The organism is Tistrella arctica (genome assembly GCF_039630945.1).
Taxonomy (GTDB): domain Bacteria; phylum Pseudomonadota; class Alphaproteobacteria; order Tistrellales; family Tistrellaceae; genus Tistrella; species Tistrella bauzanensis.
Map to the genome: position 1 here is coordinate 147,849 of NZ_JBBKTV010000004.1, position 21,502 is coordinate 169,350.

At 68.1% G+C, this 21,502-nt stretch carries 18 protein-coding genes; 8 read left to right on the forward strand and 10 right to left on the reverse strand.

Annotation, left to right across the window (positions count from 1 at the left end; translation table 11 throughout):
• Positions 1–14 precede the first annotated feature (14 nt).
• The 7 genes from WG924_RS10290 to lanM all read right to left on the reverse strand — a co-directional run bounded on the left by WG924_RS10290 (position 15) and on the right by lanM (position 7,493).
• Positions 15–785 carry an SDR family NAD(P)-dependent oxidoreductase gene (locus WG924_RS10290; RefSeq protein ID WP_345932940.1) on the reverse strand — a complete coding sequence of 257 codons (771 nt, stop codon included), beginning with the start codon at positions 783–785 and terminating at the stop codon, positions 15–17.
• Between the two features lie 66 nt (positions 786–851).
• Positions 852–1,919 (reverse strand): phosphotransferase, encoded by a 1,068-nt coding sequence (locus WG924_RS10295; RefSeq protein ID WP_345932941.1) that lies wholly within the window; start codon positions 1,917–1,919, stop codon positions 852–854.
• Positions 1,916–2,656, reverse strand: coding sequence for an enoyl-CoA hydratase (locus tag WG924_RS10300; protein WP_345933241.1), 741 nt, complete (start codon positions 2,654–2,656; stop codon positions 1,916–1,918). The genes WG924_RS10295 and WG924_RS10300 overlap by 4 nt, the downstream gene beginning before the upstream one ends.
• 314 nt (positions 2,657–2,970) lie before the next feature.
• Positions 2,971–3,246, reverse strand: coding sequence for a hypothetical protein (locus WG924_RS10305; protein WP_345932942.1), 276 nt, complete (start codon positions 3,244–3,246; stop codon positions 2,971–2,973).
• A gap of 146 nt (positions 3,247–3,392) precedes the next feature.
• Positions 3,393–3,653 carry a hypothetical protein gene (locus WG924_RS10310; protein ID WP_345932943.1) on the reverse strand — a complete coding sequence of 87 codons (261 nt, stop codon included), beginning with the start codon at positions 3,651–3,653 and terminating at the stop codon, positions 3,393–3,395.
• Positions 3,654–3,851: 198 nt separating this feature from the next.
• On the reverse strand, positions 3,852–4,166 hold the full coding sequence (locus WG924_RS10315) for a hypothetical protein (RefSeq protein WP_345932944.1): 315 nt from the start codon (positions 4,164–4,166) through the stop codon (positions 3,852–3,854).
• A gap of 120 nt (positions 4,167–4,286) precedes the next feature.
• Entirely contained in the window at positions 4,287–7,493 is a 3,207-nt protein-coding gene (gene lanM / locus WG924_RS10320; protein ID WP_345932945.1) for a type 2 lanthipeptide synthetase LanM, read from the reverse strand.
• A gap of 199 nt (positions 7,494–7,692) precedes the next feature.
• Between lanM and WG924_RS10325 the strand changes: the two genes are divergently transcribed.
• On the forward strand, positions 7,693–8,574 hold the full coding sequence (locus WG924_RS10325; RefSeq protein ID WP_345932946.1) for a GNAT family N-acetyltransferase: 882 nt from the start codon (positions 7,693–7,695) through the stop codon (positions 8,572–8,574).
• 31 nt (positions 8,575–8,605) lie between these two features.
• Here the strand turns inward: WG924_RS10325 and WG924_RS10330 are convergent, their stop codons facing one another.
• Genes WG924_RS10330 through WG924_RS10340 form a run of 3 tightly spaced genes read right to left on the reverse strand, consistent with a single transcriptional unit; the run spans position 8,606 to position 12,677 of the window.
• Complete coding sequence (locus tag WG924_RS10330; protein WP_345932948.1) at positions 8,606–10,171, reverse strand: ABC transporter substrate-binding protein; 1,566 nt, start codon at positions 10,169–10,171, stop codon at positions 8,606–8,608.
• A 30-nt stretch (positions 10,172–10,201) separates the two neighbouring features.
• A complete protein-coding gene (locus tag WG924_RS10335) occupies positions 10,202–11,116 on the reverse strand; it encodes an alpha/beta hydrolase family protein (RefSeq protein ID WP_345932950.1) in 915 nt (304 codons plus the stop codon).
• A gap of 13 nt (positions 11,117–11,129) precedes the next feature.
• Positions 11,130–12,677, reverse strand: a complete 1,548-nt coding sequence (locus tag WG924_RS10340) for an amidase (RefSeq protein ID WP_345932951.1) — start codon at positions 12,675–12,677, stop codon at positions 11,130–11,132.
• Positions 12,678–12,745: 68 nt separating this feature from the next.
• On the opposite strand from WG924_RS10340, the gene WG924_RS10345 reads away from it, so the two are divergent.
• The 7 genes from WG924_RS10345 to WG924_RS10375 all read left to right on the forward strand — a co-directional run bounded on the left by WG924_RS10345 (position 12,746) and on the right by WG924_RS10375 (position 21,382).
• On the forward strand, positions 12,746–13,672 hold the full coding sequence (locus tag WG924_RS10345; protein ID WP_345932952.1) for a GntR family transcriptional regulator: 927 nt from the start codon (positions 12,746–12,748) through the stop codon (positions 13,670–13,672).
• A gap of 87 nt (positions 13,673–13,759) precedes the next feature.
• The gene (aptA, locus tag WG924_RS10350; protein ID WP_345932953.1) at positions 13,760–15,091 is read left to right on the forward strand and encodes an omega-aminotransferase AptA; all 1,332 of its coding nucleotides are present in this window, start codon (positions 13,760–13,762) and stop codon (positions 15,089–15,091) included.
• A gap of 107 nt (positions 15,092–15,198) precedes the next feature.
• Positions 15,199–16,365 (forward strand): C45 family autoproteolytic acyltransferase/hydrolase, encoded by a 1,167-nt coding sequence (locus WG924_RS10355; RefSeq protein ID WP_372044699.1) that lies wholly within the window; start codon positions 15,199–15,201, stop codon positions 16,363–16,365.
• 49 nt (positions 16,366–16,414) lie between these two features.
• Positions 16,415–17,359, forward strand: a complete 945-nt coding sequence (locus tag WG924_RS10360) for an ABC transporter permease (RefSeq protein WP_345932954.1) — start codon at positions 16,415–16,417, stop codon at positions 17,357–17,359.
• A gap of 10 nt (positions 17,360–17,369) precedes the next feature.
• A complete protein-coding gene (locus WG924_RS10365) occupies positions 17,370–18,191 on the forward strand; it encodes an ABC transporter permease (protein WP_345932955.1) in 822 nt (273 codons plus the stop codon).
• Entirely contained in the window at positions 18,188–19,942 is a 1,755-nt protein-coding gene (locus WG924_RS10370; protein WP_345932956.1) for an ABC transporter ATP-binding protein, read from the forward strand. The genes WG924_RS10365 and WG924_RS10370 overlap by 4 nt, the downstream gene beginning before the upstream one ends.
• A 3-nt stretch (positions 19,943–19,945) precedes the next feature.
• Positions 19,946–21,382, forward strand: a complete 1,437-nt coding sequence (locus tag WG924_RS10375) for an NAD-dependent succinate-semialdehyde dehydrogenase (RefSeq protein WP_345932957.1) — start codon at positions 19,946–19,948, stop codon at positions 21,380–21,382.
• Positions 21,383–21,502 lie beyond the last annotated feature (120 nt).

The following is a 21,502-nucleotide window of genomic DNA, read 5'->3' on the forward strand; positions in this document are numbered from 1 at the left end:
AGACACAGGGTGCCTCAGGCCTCGCCGCCGATGGTGGCGCCGCCATCGACCACGATGGTGGTGCCGGTGATGAAGCGGCCGGCATCCGAGGCCAGCAGCAGCGCGGCACCGGCGATGTCGCGCGGTTCGCCGATCATGTTCAGCGGGCTGCTGGCCAGCGCCTTTTCCAGCGTTTCCGGATTATCCCACAGCGCCTTGGCGAAATCGGTCTTCACCAGACCGGGGGCGATGCAATTCACCCGGATGCTCTTCTTGCCCCATTCCAGCGCCAGATTGCGGGCGAGCTGGATATCGGCCGCCTTGGAAATCGCATAGGCGCCCAGCATGCGCGAGCCGGTCAGCCCGGCGATCGACGAGATGATCACGATCGCCCCGCCACCACGTTCCGCCATCTGCGGCGCCACCCGGTTGACCAGCCAGACATTGGAGCGGATGTTGACATCCAGCGTCTTGGCGAAGGCATCGTCGGGGATGGCCGACATCGGGCCATAGAACGGGTTGACGGCGGCATTGCACACCAGCACGTCGACCGGCCCGTAGGCCGCCTCGGCCTGATCGACCAGCCGGCCGATCTGGTCCTTGTCGGAAATGTTGCAGCCGATCGCCACCGCCTCGCCGCCCTTGGCGCGGATCTCGTCCACCACCGCGTTGCAGGCATCCACCTTGCGGCTGGACACCACCACCCGCGCGCCGGCCTCGGCGAACATCACCGCGATCGCCCGGCCGATGCCGCGCGACGAACCGGTGATCAAGGCGGTCTTACCCTTCAGATCGAACGGAGTCATGACGTTTCCACCCATAGCTTTGTTTTTGAGCACGCCGTCCCGGCGCCGGATTCAAGACAGGCGGGGTCACAGAAAGGCCGCGGCCCGGCCCTGCGCGATATCCCAGCCGATTTCGGCGAACAGCTTGTACAGCGCGCCGCGTTCCAGCGCCTGGGCATCGGCGGCATTGCCGTCCAGGCCGCGACGATAGACCCCGGCGCCGATCGCGGCACCCCGGAAGAACGAGAATGCCAGAAACACCGGCCAGTCGGCGATGCCGTCGCGGCCCGTCCGCCTGCAATAGGCCGCCAGATAATCCGCTTCCGACGGCATGCCGGCCAGATCGGCCCGCGCCATGGCCGGGCCGGGATAGCGCGCGCCCAGATGATAGATCTGGCAGTTATAGGCCAGATCGGCCAGCGGATGGCCCAAGGTCGACAATTCCCAGTCCAGCACGCCGATGATCCGCGCTTCGGTGGGATGGATCAGCAGATTGCCCGGCCGGTAATCGCCATGGGCAATGGCGGTTTCATCGGCCACATCCGGCGCCCGCTCGGCCAGCCAGTCCATCAGGCTGTTCATCGCCGGCACGTCATCGACGGCGGATGCGCGGTATTGCTGCGACCAGCGGCTGATCTGGCGCGCCATATAACCATGCGGCCGGCCGAAGCCTTCCAGACCCACCTCTGCCGGGTCGATGGCATGCAGCGCCGCCAGCACCCGGTTCATGTCGTCATAGATCCGCGCCCGATCGGCGGCCGTGCAGCCGGGCAGGCGCGGATCCTCGAAGATCCGACCCTCGACGAAATCCATCACATAGAAGGCCTGGCCGATGACGTCCGTGTCTTCGCACAGCACCCGCACCGCCGGCACCGGCACGTCCGACCCGGCCAGCGCCCGCATCACCCGGAATTCCCGATCGACCGCATGGGCCGATGCCAGCAGCGTGCCCGGCGGCTTCTTGCGCAGCACATAACGGCCGGCGGGCGTGGTCAGGCAATAGGTCGGGTTCGACTGGCCGCCCTGGAACTGCTCAATCCTGAACCCGCCCTCGAAGCCGGGCAGCAACGGGCGCAGATAGCCGGCCAGCGCCGGTTCATCGATGCGATGCGCCGCGCGCACCGGCACCAGATGCACGCCTGTGGCGGCGGTCATCGATTGGTGAACACCGGCGCGCGCTTCTCGACGAAGGCGCTGGCGGCTTCGGCATGATCGGCGGTCAGCCCGCAGCGGATATGGCGCCAGGCCTCGCAATCCAGCGCCTCGGGCAATGTGGCACCCTGTTCGGCGGTGTTGAGATTGGCCTTGATATGGCCCATGGCGAGGCCGGGGCCGGCGGCAAGCTGGGCCGCGATCGCGGTGGTCGCCGCCTCAAGCTCGCCATCCGGCACCACCCGGTTGACCAGACCCAGCGACAGGGCTTCATCGGCGGTCAGTTTGGGCGACAGCAATGCCAGTTCACGCGCCTTATGGCCGATACGCTGGGTGAGGAAATAGGTGCTGCCGAAATCGCCCGACAACCCGACCTTCACGAAAGCCGAGGTCATCTTCAGCGTGTCGGAGGCGATCAGCAGATCGCAGGCCAGGGCCAGCGACAACCCGGCGCCGGCGACCGCGCCACGCGCCATGGCGATGGTCGGCTTGGGCATGTCGTGCAGCAGGCGGGCGCTGTCCATATGCCGGCGCAGGCGCGCCGAGCGCTGTTCAAGGGTTTCCTCGCGCCCCTCGCCGGTGGCCATCGCCTTCACATCGCCACCGGCGCAGAAGCCGCGCCCGGCGCCGGTCAACACGATGACCTTCACATCATCGCGCTCGGCCGCGTCGGCCAGCACCACCGACAGGCGTTCGATCATCGTGCCGGTCAGCGCGTTCAGGCTGTCGGGGCGGTTCATGGTGATCCACAGCACACCGGCTTGGGTGCGCTCCAGAAGCTCCTGGGTCGCGGTATCAGGGTTGGTCAAGGCGGTCACTCCCTAGGGATCTTCTTTTTTGTCGCGGCTCTGGTGGTCATGGCCCCGCCGCTGCTTGTCCCAAAAGTTTTATAAAAAATAAAGTTCGCGTCAATGATCTTGCGCGATCGGCCGCCAGATGGCGCCGAAACGCATGAAGCCCCCCAAACGCATGAAGGCCCGGCCATTACCCGGCCGGGCCTTCATGTCTGGTGACCGCCCGGCCGAGGCCGGGCCGGCATCAACCAAGGCGCGCGTTACCGCGGTGCGGGTGAGCAGAACATCTGGCCGGGCATGGTCGCGGCACCGGCCGACAGCCCTTCATCACCGGACGTGGCCGGCATCACTGCCTCGTCGGCCGGGGCCCCACAGCCCCAGACGGCGCTGCTGTTGGTGCCCGCGCTGGCAGACAGCATCTCGTCCCCCGAGATACGGATCGCAAGCCGGTCCGAACCGGCGGCCTGCACACCGCCACTCTGGAGCCAGTTGGCCATCATGTCGGAAACGGGGGTCGTCGTCGTGGTCTGCATCATGATCAATTCTCCGGAGTGTGGTGTCGGGTATCGATGCCGTGGACCTATATCTCAGGCTCCGGCCGGGGCCTGAACCATCAACCGCCACGGCGTTGGTTGATAAGAGCAGAACGAGTCACAATCATCCCGGTCACGTCATCTGATCATCACCAAGAGGCATGCGATACGCGGATTGCCGCGCCGGCCGAAAGCGGCTCCGTCCATGTGCAGCCCACCGGCATTGGCAGGGTCAGCCCGGCAGCCACCAGCGGCTGATCATCAGTAGCGCATATCGGGGGCTGCCGGGACAAGCCGCCCGATGCGGGCATTTCGTCGGTCATGGCGGCATCGGTCCGCGCCCCGCCACTCTGGCACCAGACCGCCATCATATCGGAAACAAGTGTCTTTGTGGTGATATTCATCAGCATTATTCCACTCATCGTTGCGCCATAACAAGAAATTCACGGTCACGGCGCGCCATCTGATCAGGCGCGCGGCCCGGCCGGACGGTCCGTTGATCACCGCTCCCGTCCCTCGGTTGACCAACAGGACCGGGGATATGCGATCCGGGGCCAGCCCTGCGTCAACCCCGGCCGAAGCCGGGCCGGCATCAACAGAGGCGCGCGTTATCGCGGTGCGGGTGAGCAGAACATCTGGCCGGGCATGGTCGCGGCACCGGCCGACAGCCCTTCATCACCGGACGCGGCCGACATCACCACCTCCTCGGCACCACCGGTGCAGCCCCAGGTGCTGCTGTTGTTGCTGACCGCGCTGGCCGACAGCATCTCGTCCGCGCCGGTCAGGCAACTGAAGCTGTTATTGGTGCTGATGGCGCTGGTCGACAGCACCTCGTCGCCCGACGCGCACAGCGCGGCATGGGCTGCGGCGACGCCACCGCTCATCTGCCAGACGGCCATCATGCTGGTGGTGTCATTGGTCATGGTCTGCATCTTTGTCACTCCGGATCGGTTGATCAACAGGAAGGAACGTCCACGTTCAGAGCCTGTCGGCAGGTCCATGTGCGGGCCGGCCTGTCTGCCCTTTATGACCGGTCCTGACGCTCAATGGAGCAGCAGGACCGGGGAAACGGTGTCGGGGGCCAGCCGTTCCAGCAGCACCTGGCCCACCCCGGCCAGCCCCTGCATCAGCCCAGGCCGAAGACCGGTATCGACCCCCGGCAGGCAATAGCCCGCCGGGCCGCCGGCGCGTGCCAGCCACGCCGCCAGACGCGCATCCGCCTGTGCCGCCAGCCCGGCATCGCCCAGCCGCCGCGCGGCATGGCACAGCATCGACATCCGGCCGGCATGGCCACAGCACAGATTGTCGCGCCCGCCATCGGCCGCGCACAGCGTGCAGGTGATCGCGGCATCGACATCGGCGCGGATGCCGGCGTCGTCCATCACCGGCAGCGCCGCCAGCCGGCCGAAGCCGATGCCGGTGGCGCCATGGCACCACTGCGCGGGAAAACCCTGCCGATCATCCAGCCGCAGATCCGGCCAGTTGCCACATGCCGGATCGAACAAGGCCTGCTCGAAATCGACCCCGCGCCGGGCCTTGTCCAGAAATCCGGCCTGTCCGGTCGCATCATGCAGCCCCAGCAGCGCATGGACGATGCCGGCGGCGCCATGCGAGAAGCCGGTCAGCGGCCGTGCCGCGACACCAGCCCAACCCCGGCCGTTCTGGTCCGCCTCGGGCCGATCGGGAATGTGCCGACCGCAGGCGACAGCCCGCTCCAGCACCCACGGCGTGCCGGCGGCGCGATACAGCGCCAGCAGCCCGCAAGCCGCCCCCGCGACGCCGCTCACGATATCCAGCGACCGGTCGGCGGCGATGGCATCGGGCGTGATCCGGGCCGCCGCATGGTGCGCGTCGTCGAGCAGGTCCGGCATGTCCAGCAGGTTCGCGACCCGGGTCAGGGCATAGGTGATCCCGCCCCAGCCGGCGAAACCACCGATCGACACCATGTCGCCCACAGCCGGACCGCCCTTGTGCAGGTCGTGGCGCAGGCCGTGACGCAGGCCGTGACGCACTGGCGCCAGCGCCGCCAGCGCCAGATCGCGCAACCGGCCATCCCCGCCCAGCCGGGCACATCCTGCCAGGAACAGGGCGATGCCGGCGCGGCCGCCATACAGCGTGTCGTCCACCACCTGCGGCGCCAGGGATTTGCCGTCATCGGCCACCCCGGCCCCAATCCAGGCGGCGGCGCCATCGGCACGGATCGCCTGACCGGCCAGCAGGTCGGCGATCTGAAAGGCAGCCGCCCTGACCTGCGCCAGATCCAGCGCCGGCGGACCGTCGGGCCAGGGGCGGGGCGGCGGCAGTTGCGGGATCGCGGCCCCCAGGATCGCCTGTCGCGCGATCGCCACCTGGGCGTCCAGATCGGCCACCATCGCGTCCAGCCGCCGGGCCAGTTGCGGCCACACCGCCGGCTCCAGCAGCGCCGGCGCCACCGGCACATCATCGGCCATGCAACCATCATCACCGCCGGTGCCGGTGAACAGCGGAATGTCGTCGCGGGTCAGCGCCGCACGTTCCGCCGCCAGCAGCGGCCAGCCGGCATCATCCCCCGGCGCGTCGCCCAGATCCCAGCGCGCCACCCGCGCCGGCCGTTCGAAATGCCGGCTCCAGGCGATGCCGTCGGCCTGATTGGCGGGGATGCGGGCCTCGGCGCGCAGGCTGTGATAATAGCCGGTGGAGCGCAGCACGTGGCGGATGCGGGCGGTGCGGAAGCCGGCGACCGGTCCGTCAGGCGCCAGCAGGCCGGCGCGGTTGCGATCGAGGAATCCGACCATCGCACGCAGGCCGTCGATCACCGCCGCGCCATGATCGGATATCCGCGCCGGCGTGCCATCGATCCGCACCTCAAGCCCGGCAACCGGCTGGTCGACGGTGATGGTCTGTTCGTCCATGGCGTCGCGATTGATCGCCACGAAGCGCCGCCCGGCCACCGGGCTGGTCGTAAAAGGGGCAAGCCCGCCGATCTCGGTCCAGTGCCCGGCGATCCGCCGCCGGCGCGGCAGCAGCCCCACCGCCAGAACCGAGCCGTCCAGCCGCCGCTGCGCCGCCTGATCTGCCCGGCGCAGCGGCTCGGCATCGGCAACCAGATTGAGTTGGGGTTGCAGCACCGCTTCCAGGTCGATCGGCACCGGCAGGCCCTGCCAGTGGCGCAGGTTTTCATGATGCAGATCGCTGCCGCGCAACCAGTGCATCACCGCCAGCAGCCCGCCGGCATTGTGATAGAAGCCGGCGGCGGCATCGGCCGCCAGATCGGCGTCGTGATCGATATAGGCCATCCAGCCATAGCCCGGCCGCTGCCAGACCGGCGCGGACCCCAGCCGCACGGGCGCATCATGCGCCGCACACCAGCGGGCCAGGTCGTGCCATGCCGCCTCGGCCATCAGCGGCCGTGGCTTATAGACCAGCCGGGTGCCATTGCCCATGCGCAGCACGATCACCTGCCGGCCATGATCATGCGGGTCCGAGATATCCAGTGTCAGCTCGACAACCGGCCCAAGGGGCGCCGCGGCACCACCCGCCGCCAGCATCACCAGCAGCCGGTCATGGTCGGTCGCCAGCCGGCGCAGGAATTCGGCCGTGCCGGCGATCCACTGGCCGGTCACCACCGCCGCCAGCCGGATCATCACCGGCCGCGCCGCGATCAGGTTCAGCAGCGGCCCGTCCCGGAGGGCGGCGACGAAGCCGTGATAGAGCGCCGTGCCGTCGGGCACGCCCTCGGCCGGCCCGCCACCCGCGCGGCGATAGAAACTGAAGCTTTCGAACAGGCTGCCGCCGCACAGATCCGACAGCCGCCGCAACAGCGCCGCATCCAGCATATTCAGCGCTGCCGGAGTGATCACATCCGGGTCGGCCTCGCCACGTCGCGCCCGCGCCGCCACCACCGCCGGCCACAGCAGATCGGCGAAGGCCACCGTTTCACCCAGTGCCGCCGGTGGCGCGTCACCACCGGCCATGATCGCGTCCAGCATCCAGGCGGCGGTGTCGGCCCAGGCGGGCAAGGCGGCATCGGGCGCCAGCCGCACCGGCCCCAGCACCGGCAGCACCGTGTCCAGATGAAGACCGCGGCGGCGAAGATAGCGGGCGAACAGGGCGTCATCGCCGGCGGTCGCGGCATCGATCCACAGCCGCAGGCCCGCCTGTGCCTGATCCTGCCAGCCGGCCTCCCCGGTCGGCACGACCCGGCCGGACAGGCGTTCGTCGATGGTCGACGCCCGTGCCGCGATCTCGCGCCAATCCAGATCAACAGCCATCGAACCGCCACTTCCCCTGCGTGGTATCTCTGTCACTGAGGCTATATAACAGCAGCATCAGACAGATCGCAGCAGGACATCTCGGATGACGGCGACAGCGGTTTACTCAAGTCCAGATCTGGTCCCGGTGGGAGCAGACAATATCGACACCTATGTTTCTTTTCTGTTGGCCAATTCCGATGCGGAGGCCCGCGACTACATGTCGCGAATCGACATGCGCAGTATGATTCTGGACCGTGAACAGTCGGAACACAGCAGCTTCGGCGACTATCTGTGGTGTCAGGACGGCGTGCCCCTGGCATCGGCAAACTTCAGCCGCCGCCGTCATGCCGGCGGTCATGATCTGATCATGCTGTATGTGACGTCGCGCCCCGACGTGCCCCAGGCCGCCGACATGGCGCTGCGCCAGCTACTTGCCAGCACCTTCGCCAGGCCCGCCGCCGTCGCGCGCCGGTTCCATCTGCCGCCGTCGATCCATCGGCCGGCCCCCACCGATGAACTCGCGGCCTGGGGTTTTGTCCGCCAGCCAGGCACCTGCAAATACAGCCGCGACGCCGCGCCGCCCAGACCGGGAGAGTTCCCGATGACCGATCGGGCGGTGGCGCGCGGCTATACCGTGGCGGTCTTCGAGCCCACCGGTGACGCGGGCGGCGCCGATGCGGCGGTCCATGTCGCGGTCGCCGACGTCCACAACCGCGCCTTCGGCGCGCGCGCGGCCGGCAGCCACTGGACGGCCGCGAACGTCGCCCGCCGGCTTGCCGCCCCCGATACCGAGCTGATCCTGGCGTGGCTGGGCCCGGAGATCACCGGCCATATCGTGCTGACGCGGGTCGCCGACGCCGTGCTGGTGGTGGAATGCGCCAGCCTCCGCCGCCATTGGGGCAGCGGATCGGTGGATGCCATGAGCCGGGCGATGGCCGATCTGGTCTGGACCCGCTGGCGATTGCCGGTCATTGGCTATGCCGATGCGGGCAATGCGGCGTCGTGGCGGGTGATGGAACGCTCCGGCATGACCCGTGTCGCCGATTATCCGGTCTGGGCGCTGACCGTGCCGGCCGGCGCCACCCCGACGCGGCGCTGAAGCGGCGCCAGGTCGGGATCGGGCCACCCGATCAATCCTTCCAGGCGCCCCAGCCGATGGCACGGCTGGCCGGCCAGGGCTTATAGCCATGAACGCCCGTCGCCACGGCATCGACGGCGGGCGAATAGTACAGGCCGATGATCGGCAGTTGATCGCGCATCAGATCATGCATGCGGCGGAAGATGGCGGCGCGTTCGGTGGCATCGGTGGTGGCCGATGCCCGGGTCAGCATCTCGCGCGCCTGCGGGTCGCCCCACTGCGCCCATTTCGCCGTCGCCTTGTCGGCGGTGAAGGCCGCATACATCAGCGCCGGATCGAACCGCGCCGAATAGCTGAATGAACTCAACTGAAACGCGCCCTTGACGTAATTGTCGAGCTGCGCCGCCCAGTCCAGCACCTCCAGTTCCACGTTCAGCCCGGCCATCGACAGCATGGCCTGCATCATCACCGCATTGTCATACATGCCGACATAGCGGCGATTGGTCTGAATCTTGATCACCTCGCCCTTGTAACCCGCTTCCTTCAGCAGCGCGCCGGCGGCCTGTGGATCATAGGCCGGCCAGTCGAGGAAGGCCGGGGTGAAGGCGCGCATGGATTCAGCCACCGCCGATGGATTGGCCTTGGCCAGCCCGTTGGTGCGCACCGCCGCGATCTGGCCGGCATCGATGGCATGGGCGATCGCCCGGCGCAGTTTCGGGTTCGACAGCAGCGGATCGTCGGTCTGGATCAGCAGCGCCGACCAGGACAGGCCGGGGGCCGCCATCACCTTCAGGCCGGCGGCCTTCAGATCGGCGATCTTGACCGTGTCGAGTTCGGGCAGAATATCGACCGCGCCGGTCTTCAACGCCGCCGCCGCCGCATCGACATCGGGCACGATCTGGAAGCGCACGGCATCGACATGGGCGACCCGCGCGCCGGCATAGCCGCTGCCGGGTTCCGACGACGGCACATAGCCGTCATAGCGCTCAAGGGTCAGGGCCTCGCCGCGCTTCCAGTCGCCCAGCTTGAACGGGCCGGTACCGATCGGCGTCCAGCCGCCATCGGCGCCGACACTGGCCGGGCTCGCCACCAGAACGCCGCACTGGATATTGGCAAGCTGGGTCAGGAACAGGCCCGAGGGCTCCGCCAGCCGGAAGACGACGGTATCGTCATCGGGGGCCTCCACCGCCTCGACCTTCAGCCCCGACGCGCCATTGAAGAACCGGGCGCAGAGCCAGCCCTCCTGGCTCTGCTTGCGGTCCCAGCTCCATTTGACATCGGCCGCGGTCAGCGGCTTACCGTCATGGAAGGTGACGCCATCACGCAGATCGAAGGTATAGACCCGGCCATCTTCCGACATCGTCCAGCGGTCGGCCAGCGCCGGGCCGACCGACAGATCGGCGCGATAGCCGACCAGTCCTTCGAACAGATGATTGACCACCGTGTCGGAATTGGCGTCGCGGTTGATGCCGGGTTCCAGGCTGCGGGCGTCGGCGTTCAGCGCCACCACCAGCGTTCCGCCGCGTTTGGGGCTGTCCGCTGCAAGCGACGGTCCGGCGGTGGCGGCCGACCCGGCGGCGATCAGGCCGCAGAGCGCCATCAGGGCGCGTGACTTCATGACCTTGTTCCCTATCGGATTGGTGGCCACTCATTTTTTTTCGGTGGCCGTGGTGGCACCTGCCCCGCCGCCCGTATCCGGCGCATCTCCCTGCGCCAGCCGGTTCGACAGGAATGTCTTCACCACCGGCAGCAGGGGCTCCTGCCGGTGGCCGGTTCCCGGGACCATGTCGTGGGTGACGGCAATGCCCCGGGCTTCCAGACTGGCCCTCAGGGCCAGAACGCGATCGATACGGGTGGCGCCATGACCGTCGAAGGCCGGCTGCCACCACGGGTTGTCGGGTGTGATGGTGATTTCCCAGGTCGCGGTGTCCTCGGCGCCCACCACCGTCTGCACCGCCACCCGGCGCATCGCCGCGATATCCAGCGGCCGGCCGAACACCGCCTCGAAATTCCGCACGCCGGCCACGTAATCCACGTCCTCGTCCAGCAGCGTCACGATGCCGGGCGCGCCGATCGATACCGCCCGCAACCGCTCCGGGTGGGCATAAAGGAAACGATGGGCGAAATGGCCGCCGCCGGAAAAGCCGAACAGGCAGAACCGTTCGGCATCGATCCGATAAACCGCGGCCAGCTCGTCGATCATCTTAAGCAGGATCAGGTCATAGCATGGCGACCCGGCGCCGGCGCCGCCCAGCGGCCCGCGCAGCCGCTTATAGCTCGACAATTCGCGCGGGCCGGTGATCCCGCCCGGAAACAGCGGCGCCAGCACGATGAGCTGGTGACGTTCCGCCAGATCGATGAAGGCGTCGCGGCAGGCGGCATTGTCGCGCATGGTGCCATGCACAACCACCATCAGCCCATAGGTCTGGCTGCCGTGCTCGTCATAGCTTTCCGGCACATAGGCGCAATACGAGAAGCGCGGATCATGGCCGAGGCACTGAACCGTGGTGCGGCCGAAATCGTAATAGGACAGGACATCGCCGTGGCCGGGGGTGCTGCGCATGGGCCTTGCGTCCTTAAAAAACCGGGTCGATCGGGGTGAATGGGGCATGCGCCGCCTCGACCAGCCGGCCGGCCGCGAAGCACAGATCCTCGCGATCGGGGCCGGCGACGATCTGCACGCCGGTCGGCAGGCGCTGGCCCGCACCCTCGGCATCGGGCATGCTCACCAGCCCGGTCGGCACCGACAGGCCCGGCAGGCCCAGCACCGAAATCACCATCATCGGCGCCTGCGCCCGCAGCACCCGCGCGGTCATCTCCTTCGACTGGACATCGGCCAGACGCGGGAAGGCCGGCTCCAGCGAGGTCGGCATCACCACCACCGGCCAGTCTTCCAGAAAGCGCTGCCACAAGCGCAGCAGCCCGTGACGGCGGGCCAGCGCCGCGAAGCCGTCGGCGGGGGTATAGGCCCACCAGCAACTGCGCCACAGATCGACCGCGGTCTTGATGTTCGCGTCGCCGCTGGCGGCAATCGCGGGGTCGAGCAGCGCCAGGATGTCGGGCACGGCGATCTCGGCCCACATATCGGCCAGATCCTCCAGCGCCGGCGGCACCACCGCCTCGACCTCATAGCCGGCGGCGGCAAGCGCACGCCCGGCACTGGCCACGGCTTCGGCCACAGCCGGATGGCAGTCCGGCCAGGCGTTCATCGCCACCAGCGCCGCCCGCTTCGGCGCCGGCGGCATCTGCGACGGCACCAGCCGGGCGCGCGGATCATCGACATGCGGCACCGCCATGGCGGTGAAGGCCAGTTCGGCATCGGCGACACTGCGCGTGATCGGCCCCTGCACCGCCATCAACTGCGCCGCGATCGACCCGCCGCCCTTGGCCGTGGCATTGAACGACGGCACCCGGCCATAAGATGGCTTCAGCCCGACCAGCCCGCAGCAATAGGCCGGATAGCGCACCGAGCCCGCGATATCATTGCCATGGGCGATCGGCACCATACCGGTCGCAACCGATGCCGCCGCCCCGCCGCTGGACCCGCCGACGGTATGCGCCGCCGACCAGGGGTTCAGGGTGGCGCCATGCAGGCTGTTATCGGTGAACCAGCGCATCGAATAGACCGGCGCGTTGGTGCGGCCGATGATGATGCAGCCGGCATCGCGCAGATTGGCGATCACCGGATTGTCGGCGCCGGCGATCAGGTCGCGATAGGCGGCAACCCCGTTATCGGTGGGCAGGCCGCGCTGGTCGATATTGATCTTGGTGGTCACCGGCACGCCGTGCAGCGGCCCCAAAGGCCGGCCTTCCGCCACCGCCCGATCAGCTTCGGCGGCCTCGCGCAGGGCGTCGTCGGCCAGAACCCGCACGACGGCGTTCACCGCCGGGTTCACCGCCGCCACCCGGTCCAGCGCCGCCTGCACCACCGCCGTCGCCGTGGTCTCGCCGGTGGCGATCATCCGGGCCAGCCGGCCTGCATCCAGCCGGCACAGCGCCGCGCCCACATCGATGGTGGCGGCATCGATGGTGGCGGCATCGATGGTGGCGGCAGGCGCCGCTGATCGCGGCACTTGATCCGATGGCATCGGTTCGGCAAAGCTGGCGTCAAGCCCGTTGGCCATGATTGTCTCCGCAGGCGAGTCCGAGGTGATAGAGTGGCGGCACGTCGTCTTTTGTATTTTGAGATGCTATGAGACAAAAAAACGGAACGCAAGAGTCTATCGGTGCCGCAGATCCCGATGGCCCAAGCCGGCTGCAGCGCGACCTTCTGCCCCGGGTGCTGGACTATATCCGCAGCCATGGTCTGGAACCGGGCGCGCGGGTGACCGAGCTGTCGCTGGCCGATCATCTTCAGGTCTCGCGCACGCCGGTTCGCGCGGTGCTTGAGGAACTGGCCCGTCAGGGGGTTCTGGAGCGCCAGCCCCGCAAGGGCTATAGCCTGCGCCGGCTGCCCGACCCGCAGGCGACCGAGACGGCGCCGCCCGGCGAGGTCGACCAGTTATGCATCCGGCTTGCCGGCGACCGCCAGCGCGGCCGGCTGCCGGCCGAGATATCGGAAGCCGATCTGATGCGCCGCTATGGCATCAGCCGGCCGCTGCTGTTGCGGGTTCTGGCGCAGTTGTCGGAAGTGGGCATGATCGAACGCAAGCCCGGCCATGGCTGGGCATTCCTGCCGGTTCTGGATGATGACGCACGGCGCGAGAGCTATGAATTCCGCCTGTTGATCGAGCCGGCCTGCATTCTGGCCCAGGGCTTCCGGCTGGAGCCGGGCTGGATCGACGAGATGCGCCGCCGCCATCAGAGCTTTCTGCAGACCCCCTGGAACGAGACATCCAGCATCGCGCTGTTCGAGATGAACGCCGCCTTCCATGAAGGGCTGGCCCAGGCATCGGGCAACCGCTTTCTGCTGAACGCCATCCGCCAGCAAAGCCGCATGCGGCGGTTTTCCAATTACGACTGGGTCTATGGCATCGACCGCGTGCGGGTGTCGTGCGTCGAACATCTGGACATCCTGGATCGGCTGGAGCGTGGCGAACGCGAGGTCGCGGCCGCGATGATCCGCCGCCATCTGGAACAGGCCGCCAGCCTGACCCGCCCGACAGCGATCGCCGGGTGAGCGGCTGGCGGTATCGAGCCGCGCTTGCATTTTGTTTTTTGTAGCATCATAGTTCCGTCATCAATGACCGATGCGGAGTGATGCGGCATGACCGTCCAGTTTTCCGACCCCCGGCCGGGCAGTCTTGAGCCCTATTGGATGCCGTTCACCGCCAACCGGGCCTTCAAGGCCGGGCCGCGCATGTTCGTGGCGGCCGATGGCATGCATTACACCACGGCGGATGGCCGGCAGGTGCTGGATGCGATGGCCGGGCTGTGGTGTGTGAATGCCGGCCACAATGCGCCGCGCATCGTCGAGGCGATCCGCACCCAGGCCGGGCGGATGGACTACGTCTCGTCGTTCCAGATGAGCCACCCGCTGGCCTTCGTGCTGGCCGAACGCATCGCCGAACACGCCCCCGCCGGGCTGGACCGGGTGTTCTTCACCAATTCCGGGTCCGAGGCGGTGGATACGGCGCTGAAAATCGCCCGCGCCTATCACAAGGTGTCAGGCCAGGCCAACCGGGTGAAGCTGATCGGCCGCGCCAAGGGCTATCACGGCATGGGCTTCGGCGGGCTGTCGGTTGCCGGCATCGCGCGCCATCGCCGCGATTTCGGGCCGCTGCTGGGCGATGTCGACCACCTGCCCCACACCCATGACCTTGCCCACAACGCCTTCTCGCGCGGTCAGCCGGCCTGGGGCGCGCATCTGGCCGACGAGCTTGAAGCCATCGTCCAGATCCATGATGCCTCCACCATCGCCGCGGTGATCGTGGAGCCGGTCACCGGATCGGGCGGCGTGCTGCCGCCGCCGGTCGGCTATCTTGAGCGGCTGCGCGAGATCTGCACCCGCCACGGCATTCTGCTGATCTTCGACGAGGTCATCACCGGCTTCGGCCGGCTGGGCGGCCCGTTCGGATCGGGCGTGCTGGGGGTGACACCCGATCTGATCACCTGCGCCAAGGGCATGACCAATGGCGCCGTGCCGATGGGCGGGGTGATCGCGTCGCGCGCGGTGTATGACGCCTTCATGTCGGGCCCCGACGCCGCCGTGGAACTGATGCACGGCTATACCTATTCCGGCCATCCGCTGGCCTGTGCCGCCGGTATCGGCGCGCTCGACACCTATGAACAAGAGGGTCTGTTCGCGCGGGGCCCTGAGATCTGCACCGCATGGGAAGCCGCCGTCCATCAGTTGAAGGGCGCGCGCCATGTCCGCGACATCCGCAATATCGGCCTGCTGGCCGCGGTGGAGCTGGACAGCCGCGAGGGTGCCCCCGGCGCCCGCGCCGGCGAGGTGATCGACCGCTGCTTCGAGGCCGGCGTGCTGGTGCGGGTGGCGGGCGACAATCTGGTGCTGTCGCCGCCGCTGATCATCACCCCGGAACAGATGGCGCAGGTGGTCGAGACCATCGATGCCGCGCTGAAGGCGGTCAACTGACCGCCGTCGCCGATTTCAGGACCGGGCGGTCAACTGACCGCCGCCGCCGATTTCAGAACCGGGCGGTCAGCAGGCCGCCCGCCATTCAGGCTTTATACCGAGACCCGATGACGATGACCGCACACACGCCCCTTCAGTTCCCCTTCGTGTCGGTTTCGGGCACGCCCTATGAACGCGGCCGCCAATATGGCGCGGCGGTGCCCGACCGCGTCGCCCGCAGCGCCGCCCTCTATGCCCGCGCGCTCGACGGCATGGGGGCCGGCGCCCCGATGCGCGCGGCGCTGATCCGCGACTTCGCCGAGCGGATCGAGGCATTCGGCGCCCATTATCTCGACGAGATGCGCGGCATCGCCGATGGCGCGGCCGTGCCGCTCGACGACGTGATCATGATCAATGCCCGCACCGAGGTGGTGGCCAAGGCGCGCCGGCTGACGGCCGCCGCCACAGCCAGCCCGGCCGCCGCCGAGCCGATGGAGCCCGAGGATGGCTGCACCGGCGCGATCATCCTGCCGGGCCGCAGCCGCAACGGCCGGCTGCTGCATGGCCAGAACTGGGACTGGCGGTCGGAATGCGCGGAAACCGGCATCGTGCTGCGCATCCACAGCGACGACGGCCCCGATATACTCACCTTCGTCGAGGCCGGCGGGCTCGCCCGATCGGGGCTGAACGGCGCCGGGATCGCGATCACCGCCAATTACCTGGAATGCGAGCGCGATTTCCGCACCACGGGCGTGCCGCTGGCGCTGATCCGCCGCAAGGTGCTGGAACAGGCGCATTTCGCCGAGGCGATCCGGGCGGTGGCGACCACGCCCAAATCCTGTTCCAACAACATCATGATCAGCACCGCCGAAGGCTTCGCGATCAATTTCGAATGCGCCCCCGACGAGGCGTTTCCGGTGCTGCCGGAGGCCGAGATGATCGTGCATGCCAATCACTGGATCAGCCCGGAGGCCCGGGCCAAGCTGCGCGATGGCGGCGCCGTCAACATGCCCGACAGCTTCTATCGCGACTGGCGGGTCCGCCGGCTGCTGGATGCGGCCGGCGCGGCCCTGACGCTCGATGACATGAAGCGCGCCTTCTTCGATGATTTCGGCACGCCCTACGCGGTCTGCCGGCCGCCACGACAGAACTTCGCCGGCAATCTGTCGGCGACCGTCGCCATGGTCGCGATGGAGCCGGCATCGGGCTTCATGGATGTTCTGCCATTGCCGGCGGTGCAGCGCGGCTTCACACGCTATGATCTGTCGGCCGATCCGGTGATGCTCGCCGCGTGACCGATGAGGCGCGGATCAGCCCGCCGAACCAGAAGCCGGGGAGACCAGGATGGGGCGTTTCATCCTAACACGCATCGCCATGGGGGTGCCGACGCTGCTGATCGTGGCGGCGACGGTGTTCTTTCTGATCCGCCTGATTCCGGGCGATCCGGCCTCGCTGATGCTGGGCGACATGGCCACACCTGAAACCCTGGCGGCGCTGCGCGCCGATCTGGGGCTGGACAAGCCCTTGCCGGTGCAGTTCGTGCTGTGGCTGGGGCAGATCCTGACCGGCGATTTCGGCCGGTCGATCACCACCGGTCAGCCGGTGCTGCCGCAGATCCTCGACCGGTTCGCGATCAGCGGCACCATCGTCGGCATTGCCGTGCTGCTGGCGACGCTGGCGGCGGTGCCGGCCGGGATGATCGCCGCCTGGCGCCAGGACAGCGCGCTCGATATCGGGTTGATCGCCGTCGCCACCCTGCTGCTGTCGATCCCCACCTTCTGGCTGGGGCTGCTGCTGCTGCTGTTCTTCGGCCTGCATCTGGGCTGGCTGCCGGTGATCGGCTATGTCGGGCTGACGGAAGATTTTCAGGCCGGGCTGTTGTATCTGGCCCTGCCGGTGCTGACCCTGTTCCTGCACGAAACCGGGGTGATCATCCGTATGGCACGCGCCAGCATGCTGGAGGTGCAGCGCCTGGATTACATCACCCATGCCCGCGCCAAGGGGCTGTCGGAACCGGTGGTGCTGTGGCGCCATGCCTTCAAGAACGCCTTCGCACCCACCTGGACCCTGATCGGGCTGATCATGGGCAATCTGCTGGGCGGCATCGCGGTGGTGGAAACGGTGTTCACCATTCCGGGGCTGGGCCGGTTCATGGTCGACGGCATCTTCGCCCGCGATTACCCGGTCATCCAGGGCTGCCTGCTGTTCATCGCCGCCGCTTATGTGGTGGTCAACCTGATCGTCGATCTGTGCTACCCGATCTTCGATCCCCGTGTGACCCTGGAATGAGGCCCGCGCGATGACGATTTTCCGCTCGCTTCGCGGCGTTGTCGGCGGCCTGCTGGTGGGTATCAGCCTGGCTGCCGCCGCCATCAGCCTGGTGTGGACGCCGCACAATCCGCTGGCGCTGAACCTGATGGCGCGGCTGGCGCCACCCGGCGGCAGCTTCCTGCTCGGCACCGATGAATTCGGCCGCGACGTGCTCAGCCGGCTGATGACCGGCGCCGGCGCCAGCATCTCGATCAGCATCGCCACGGTCATCTTCGCCGTCACCATCGGCACCGTCATCGGCGTGCTGACCGGCTTCTTCCGGGGCTGGACCGACCGGATCGTGATGACCTTCAACGATGCCCTGCTGGCCTTTCCCGGCATCCTGCTGGCGCTGGGGCTGCTGGTGGTGCTGGGCGCCAGCCGCCCGGGCATCATTCTGGCACTGGGCCTTGCCTATACGCCGTCGGTTGCGCGCGTGGTGCGCGGCACGGTGCTGTCCCTGCGCGAAAATGCCTTCATCGAGGCCTCGCGGGTGATGGGCCATGGCGAGGTCTACACCATGCTGCGCCATATTCTGCCCAACTGCATCGCGCCGCTCACCGTGCTCGCCACATCGATGTTCGGCTGGGTGCTGCTGTCGGAAAGCGCGCTCAGCTTTCTGGGGCTGGGGGCGCCGCCGCCATCACCGAGCTGGGGCAACATGCTCTCAGGCGGGCGGGCCTTCATGTCGCAGGCACCCTGGCTCGGCATCTTTCCGGGCCTGTGCATCTCGCTCACCCTGCTTGGCATCAACCTGCTGGGCGATGCGCTGCGCGACCGTCTGGACCCGCGGATGAGGAACATCGCATGACGACGCCCCCGGCACCGCCATCCGCAGGCACAACACCACCGCTGGTCGATATTCGCGATTTAACACTCGGTATCGGCGAAGCCGGCCGGATCGTGGTCGACCGGGTCAGCTTCACGGTCGACCCGGGCGAGATCGTCGCCATCGTCGGCGAAAGCGGCAGCGGCAAGACCCTGGCCGCGCGCAGCGTGCTGGGCCTGGCGCCGCCGGCGGTGCGCCAGCGCGGCGGCACGGTGCGGGTCGACGGCCAGGATCTGGCCGGGCTGACGCCCCGCCAGATGCGGCGCTTGCGCGGCGGGCGGGTCGGCATGGTGTTTCAGGAGCCGATGACCTCGCTGAACCCCTCGCTGACCATCGGCCGGCAGTTGGAAGAGGCACTGGTTCTGCACACCGGCCTGGATGCCGCCGGCCGACGGCAGGCGATCCTGGCGATGCTCGACCGGGTGGGGCTCAGCGATCCGGAACGGGTGTTGCGGTCGTGGCCGCATGAATTTTCCGGCGGCATGCGCCAGCGGATCATGCTGGCATCGGTGATGCTGCCATCGCCGGCGCTGCTGGTGGCGGATGAACCCACCACGGCGCTGGATGCCGTGGTTCAGCGCGACGTGCTGGACCTGATGGTGGCGCTGACCGCCGAAAAAGGCACCGCCGTGCTGATGATCAGCCATGATCTGGCGATGGTGGCGCGCTATTCCGCCCGGGTGATCGTGATGTGCCAGGGCCGGATCGTGGAACAGGGGCCGACCGCCGATATCCTGCGCGCGCCCAGCCATCCCTATACCCGCAAGCTGTTACAGGCCATGCCCCGCCGCCAGACCGTGCCGCCGGTCGAGGCCGGCGCCGCCCCCTTCGTGGAGGTGCGCGATCTGGTGGTGGATTTCGGCGGCCGTGGCGGGCTGTTCCGCAAGGCGGCGGCCCCCAAACGCGCGCTGGACGGCATCAACCTTGCCATCCGCCCGCGAGAGGTGGTGGCGGTGGTCGGCAGTTCCGGATCGGGCAAGACCACCTTGGGCCGGGTGATCGCCCGGCTGACCCGGCCGAGCAGCGGCCAGATCCTGTTCGACGGGCAGCCGGTCGACGATGCACGCGGTGCGGTGTGGACCGAATACCGGCGCAATTGCCAGATGGTGTTCCAGGATCCCTATTCCTCATTGGACCCGCGCATGACCGTGGGCCAGCTCGTGGCCGAGGCGCTGCGTGGATCGGGCATGGACCGGGCCGCCATCCGCGCCCGCGTGGCCGAGGTTCTGGGCGAGGTCGGCCTGGGTGAGAAGAGCCAGGGTGAGAAGAGCCAGGGCGAGGGGGGCGCGGGTCGAACCGCATCGGGGCCGGATTATGCCAGCCGCTATCCGCATGAATTGTCGGGCGGGCAGCGCCAGCGGGTGGCGATCGCGCGCGCGGTGGTCCGCCGGCCCCGGCTGGTGATCGCGGATGAGCCGGTCTCGGCGCTGGATACCACCGTGCGCGCCCAGATCCTGGATCTGTTCGCCGATCTGCAACGCCGCCACGGCTTCGCCTGCCTGTTCATCAGCCATGATCTGGCGGTGGTGGAACAACTGGCCAACCGGGTGGTGGTGATGAACCAGGGCCGGATCGTCGAGGAAGGCAGCCGCGACCAGATCTTCGACCATCCGGCCGATCCCTATACCCGCCTGCTGCTGCAGGCGATCCCGGCGCTGGATGCCACTGATGACGGCGGGGTGCGGCTGCGCTGGCGCCATGACGATACGCCCTCGCCCCAAGGAGCGACCTGACCCATGTACCCTGATACCCGCCTCCACATCGACGGCGCCTGGACCGCCGGCAGCACCGGCTTTGACGAAGCGGTTCTGAACCCGGCGACGGCCGCGGAGATCGGCCGCGTCGCCCATGCGACCACCGCCGATCTGGACCGGGCGCTGGAGGCCGCCGACCGCGCGTTCAAGACCTGGCGCAAGGTTCCGGCCTATGACCGGTCGAAGCTGATGCGCAAGGCGGCCGGCCTGCTGCGTGAGCGCGCCGACAACATCGCCCGGATCATGACCCTGGAACAGGGCAAGCCCCTGGCCGAGGCCCGGGCCGAAACCATGGCCGCCGCCGACATCATCGAGTGGTTCGCCGAGGAAGCCCGCCGCGCCTATGGCCGGATCGTGCCGCCCCGTTTCGCCGGCACCCAGCAATTGGTGACGCGGGAGCCGGTGGGGCCGGTCGCCGCCTTCACGCCGTGGAATTTCCCGATCAATCAGGTGGTGCGCAAGGTTTCGGCGGCGCTGGCCGCCGGCTGCACCATCATCGTCAAGGGCCCGGAGGAAACCCCGGCCAGTTGCGCCGAACTGGTCCGCGCCTATGTCGATGCCGGCCTGCCCGCCGGCGTGGTCAATCTGGTCTATGGCGTGCCGGCCGAGATTTCGGCCTATCTGATCCCGCATCCGGTGATCCGCAAGATCTCGTTCACCGGCTCGACCGCGGTCGGCAAGCAGTTGGCGGCGCTGGCCGGCCAGCATATGAAGCTGGCCACCATGGAGCTGGGCGGTCATGCCCCGGCGATCGTGTTCGACGACGTCGATGCCGGCCGCGTCGCCAAAGCGCTGGCCGCGCAGAAATTCCGCAATGCCGGTCAGGTCTGCGTGTCGCCGACCCGCTTCCTGGTCCACGAGGCGGTGGCCGACCGTTTCGTCGACGATTTCACCCAGGCCGCCGCCGCACTCCAGGTCGGCAACGGCCTGGACGACGGCGTGCAGATGGGCCCCCTGGCCAACAGCCGCCGGGTCGACGCCATGGAGGCGCTGGTCGCCGACGCGCTGGCCAATGGCGCCACGCTGCGCACCGGCGGCGAGCGCATCGGCAATACCGGCTATTTCTTCAAGCCCACCGTGCTGACCGGGGTGCCGCTCTCGGCCCGGATCATGAGCGAGGAACCCTTCGGCCCGGTGGTGCCGGTTGCAACCTTCAGCGATTACGACGCGCTGATCGCCGAGGCCAACCGCCTGCCCTATGGCCTCGCCGCCTATGCCTATACCAGCTCGGCGCGCACCGCCGCCAATCTGTCGGCCGATATCGAAAGCGGGATGATTTCGATCAATCAGGGGGCGCTGGCGCTGCCGGAAGTGCCGTTCGGCGGCATCAAGGAAAGTGGTCACGGGTCTGAAGGTGGCAGCGAGGCGATCGAGGCTTATCTGAACACCAAGTTCGTGGCCCACAACACCGCGTTCTAAGCCGCCCCCTGCCCTAAGCTCTTCATCTGTCTGGAAAATGGCCTTCACCTGGTTGGCAAAGGGCCGGCATCAGAGGCGCGCCGCGTTGCCTGATCACCGATCGGGCACAGCGGTCGCGCC

What these genes read in the sequence shown, in the direction of transcription:
- WG924_RS10290 (WP_345932940.1), bottom strand. Translation starts at nt 785, where the DNA reads ATGACTCCGTTCGATCTGAAGGGTAAGACCGCCTTGATCACCGGTTCG.
- WG924_RS10295 (WP_345932941.1), bottom strand. Translation starts at nt 1,919, where the DNA reads ATGACCGCCGCCACAGGCGTGCATCTGGTGCCGGTGCGCGCGGCGCAT.
- WG924_RS10300 (WP_345933241.1), bottom strand. Translation starts at nt 2,656, where the DNA reads ATGAACCGCCCCGACAGCCTGAACGCGCTGACCGGCACGATGATCGAA.
- WG924_RS10305 (WP_345932942.1), bottom strand. Translation starts at nt 3,246, where the DNA reads ATGATGCAGACCACGACGACGACCCCCGTTTCCGACATGATGGCCAAC.
- WG924_RS10310 (WP_345932943.1), bottom strand. Translation starts at nt 3,653, where the DNA reads ATGCTGATGAATATCACCACAAAGACACTTGTTTCCGATATGATGGCG.
- WG924_RS10315 (WP_345932944.1), bottom strand. Translation starts at nt 4,166, where the DNA reads ATGACCAATGACACCACCAGCATGATGGCCGTCTGGCAGATGAGCGGT.
- lanM (WP_345932945.1), bottom strand. Translation starts at nt 7,493, where the DNA reads ATGGCTGTTGATCTGGATTGGCGCGAGATCGCGGCACGGGCGTCGACC.
- WG924_RS10325 (WP_345932946.1), top strand. Translation starts at nt 7,693, where the DNA reads ATGTCGCGAATCGACATGCGCAGTATGATTCTGGACCGTGAACAGTCG.
- WG924_RS10330 (WP_345932948.1), bottom strand. Translation starts at nt 10,171, where the DNA reads ATGAAGTCACGCGCCCTGATGGCGCTCTGCGGCCTGATCGCCGCCGGG.
- WG924_RS10335 (WP_345932950.1), bottom strand. Translation starts at nt 11,116, where the DNA reads ATGCGCAGCACCCCCGGCCACGGCGATGTCCTGTCCTATTACGATTTC.
- WG924_RS10340 (WP_345932951.1), bottom strand. Translation starts at nt 12,677, where the DNA reads ATGGCCAACGGGCTTGACGCCAGCTTTGCCGAACCGATGCCATCGGAT.
- WG924_RS10345 (WP_345932952.1), top strand. Translation starts at nt 12,746, where the DNA reads ATGAGACAAAAAAACGGAACGCAAGAGTCTATCGGTGCCGCAGATCCC.
- aptA (WP_345932953.1), top strand. Translation starts at nt 13,760, where the DNA reads ATGACCGTCCAGTTTTCCGACCCCCGGCCGGGCAGTCTTGAGCCCTAT.
- WG924_RS10355 (WP_372044699.1), top strand. Translation starts at nt 15,199, where the DNA reads ATGACGATGACCGCACACACGCCCCTTCAGTTCCCCTTCGTGTCGGTT.
- WG924_RS10360 (WP_345932954.1), top strand. Translation starts at nt 16,415, where the DNA reads ATGGGGCGTTTCATCCTAACACGCATCGCCATGGGGGTGCCGACGCTG.
- WG924_RS10365 (WP_345932955.1), top strand. Translation starts at nt 17,370, where the DNA reads ATGACGATTTTCCGCTCGCTTCGCGGCGTTGTCGGCGGCCTGCTGGTG.
- WG924_RS10370 (WP_345932956.1), top strand. Translation starts at nt 18,188, where the DNA reads ATGACGACGCCCCCGGCACCGCCATCCGCAGGCACAACACCACCGCTG.
- WG924_RS10375 (WP_345932957.1), top strand. Translation starts at nt 19,946, where the DNA reads ATGTACCCTGATACCCGCCTCCACATCGACGGCGCCTGGACCGCCGGC.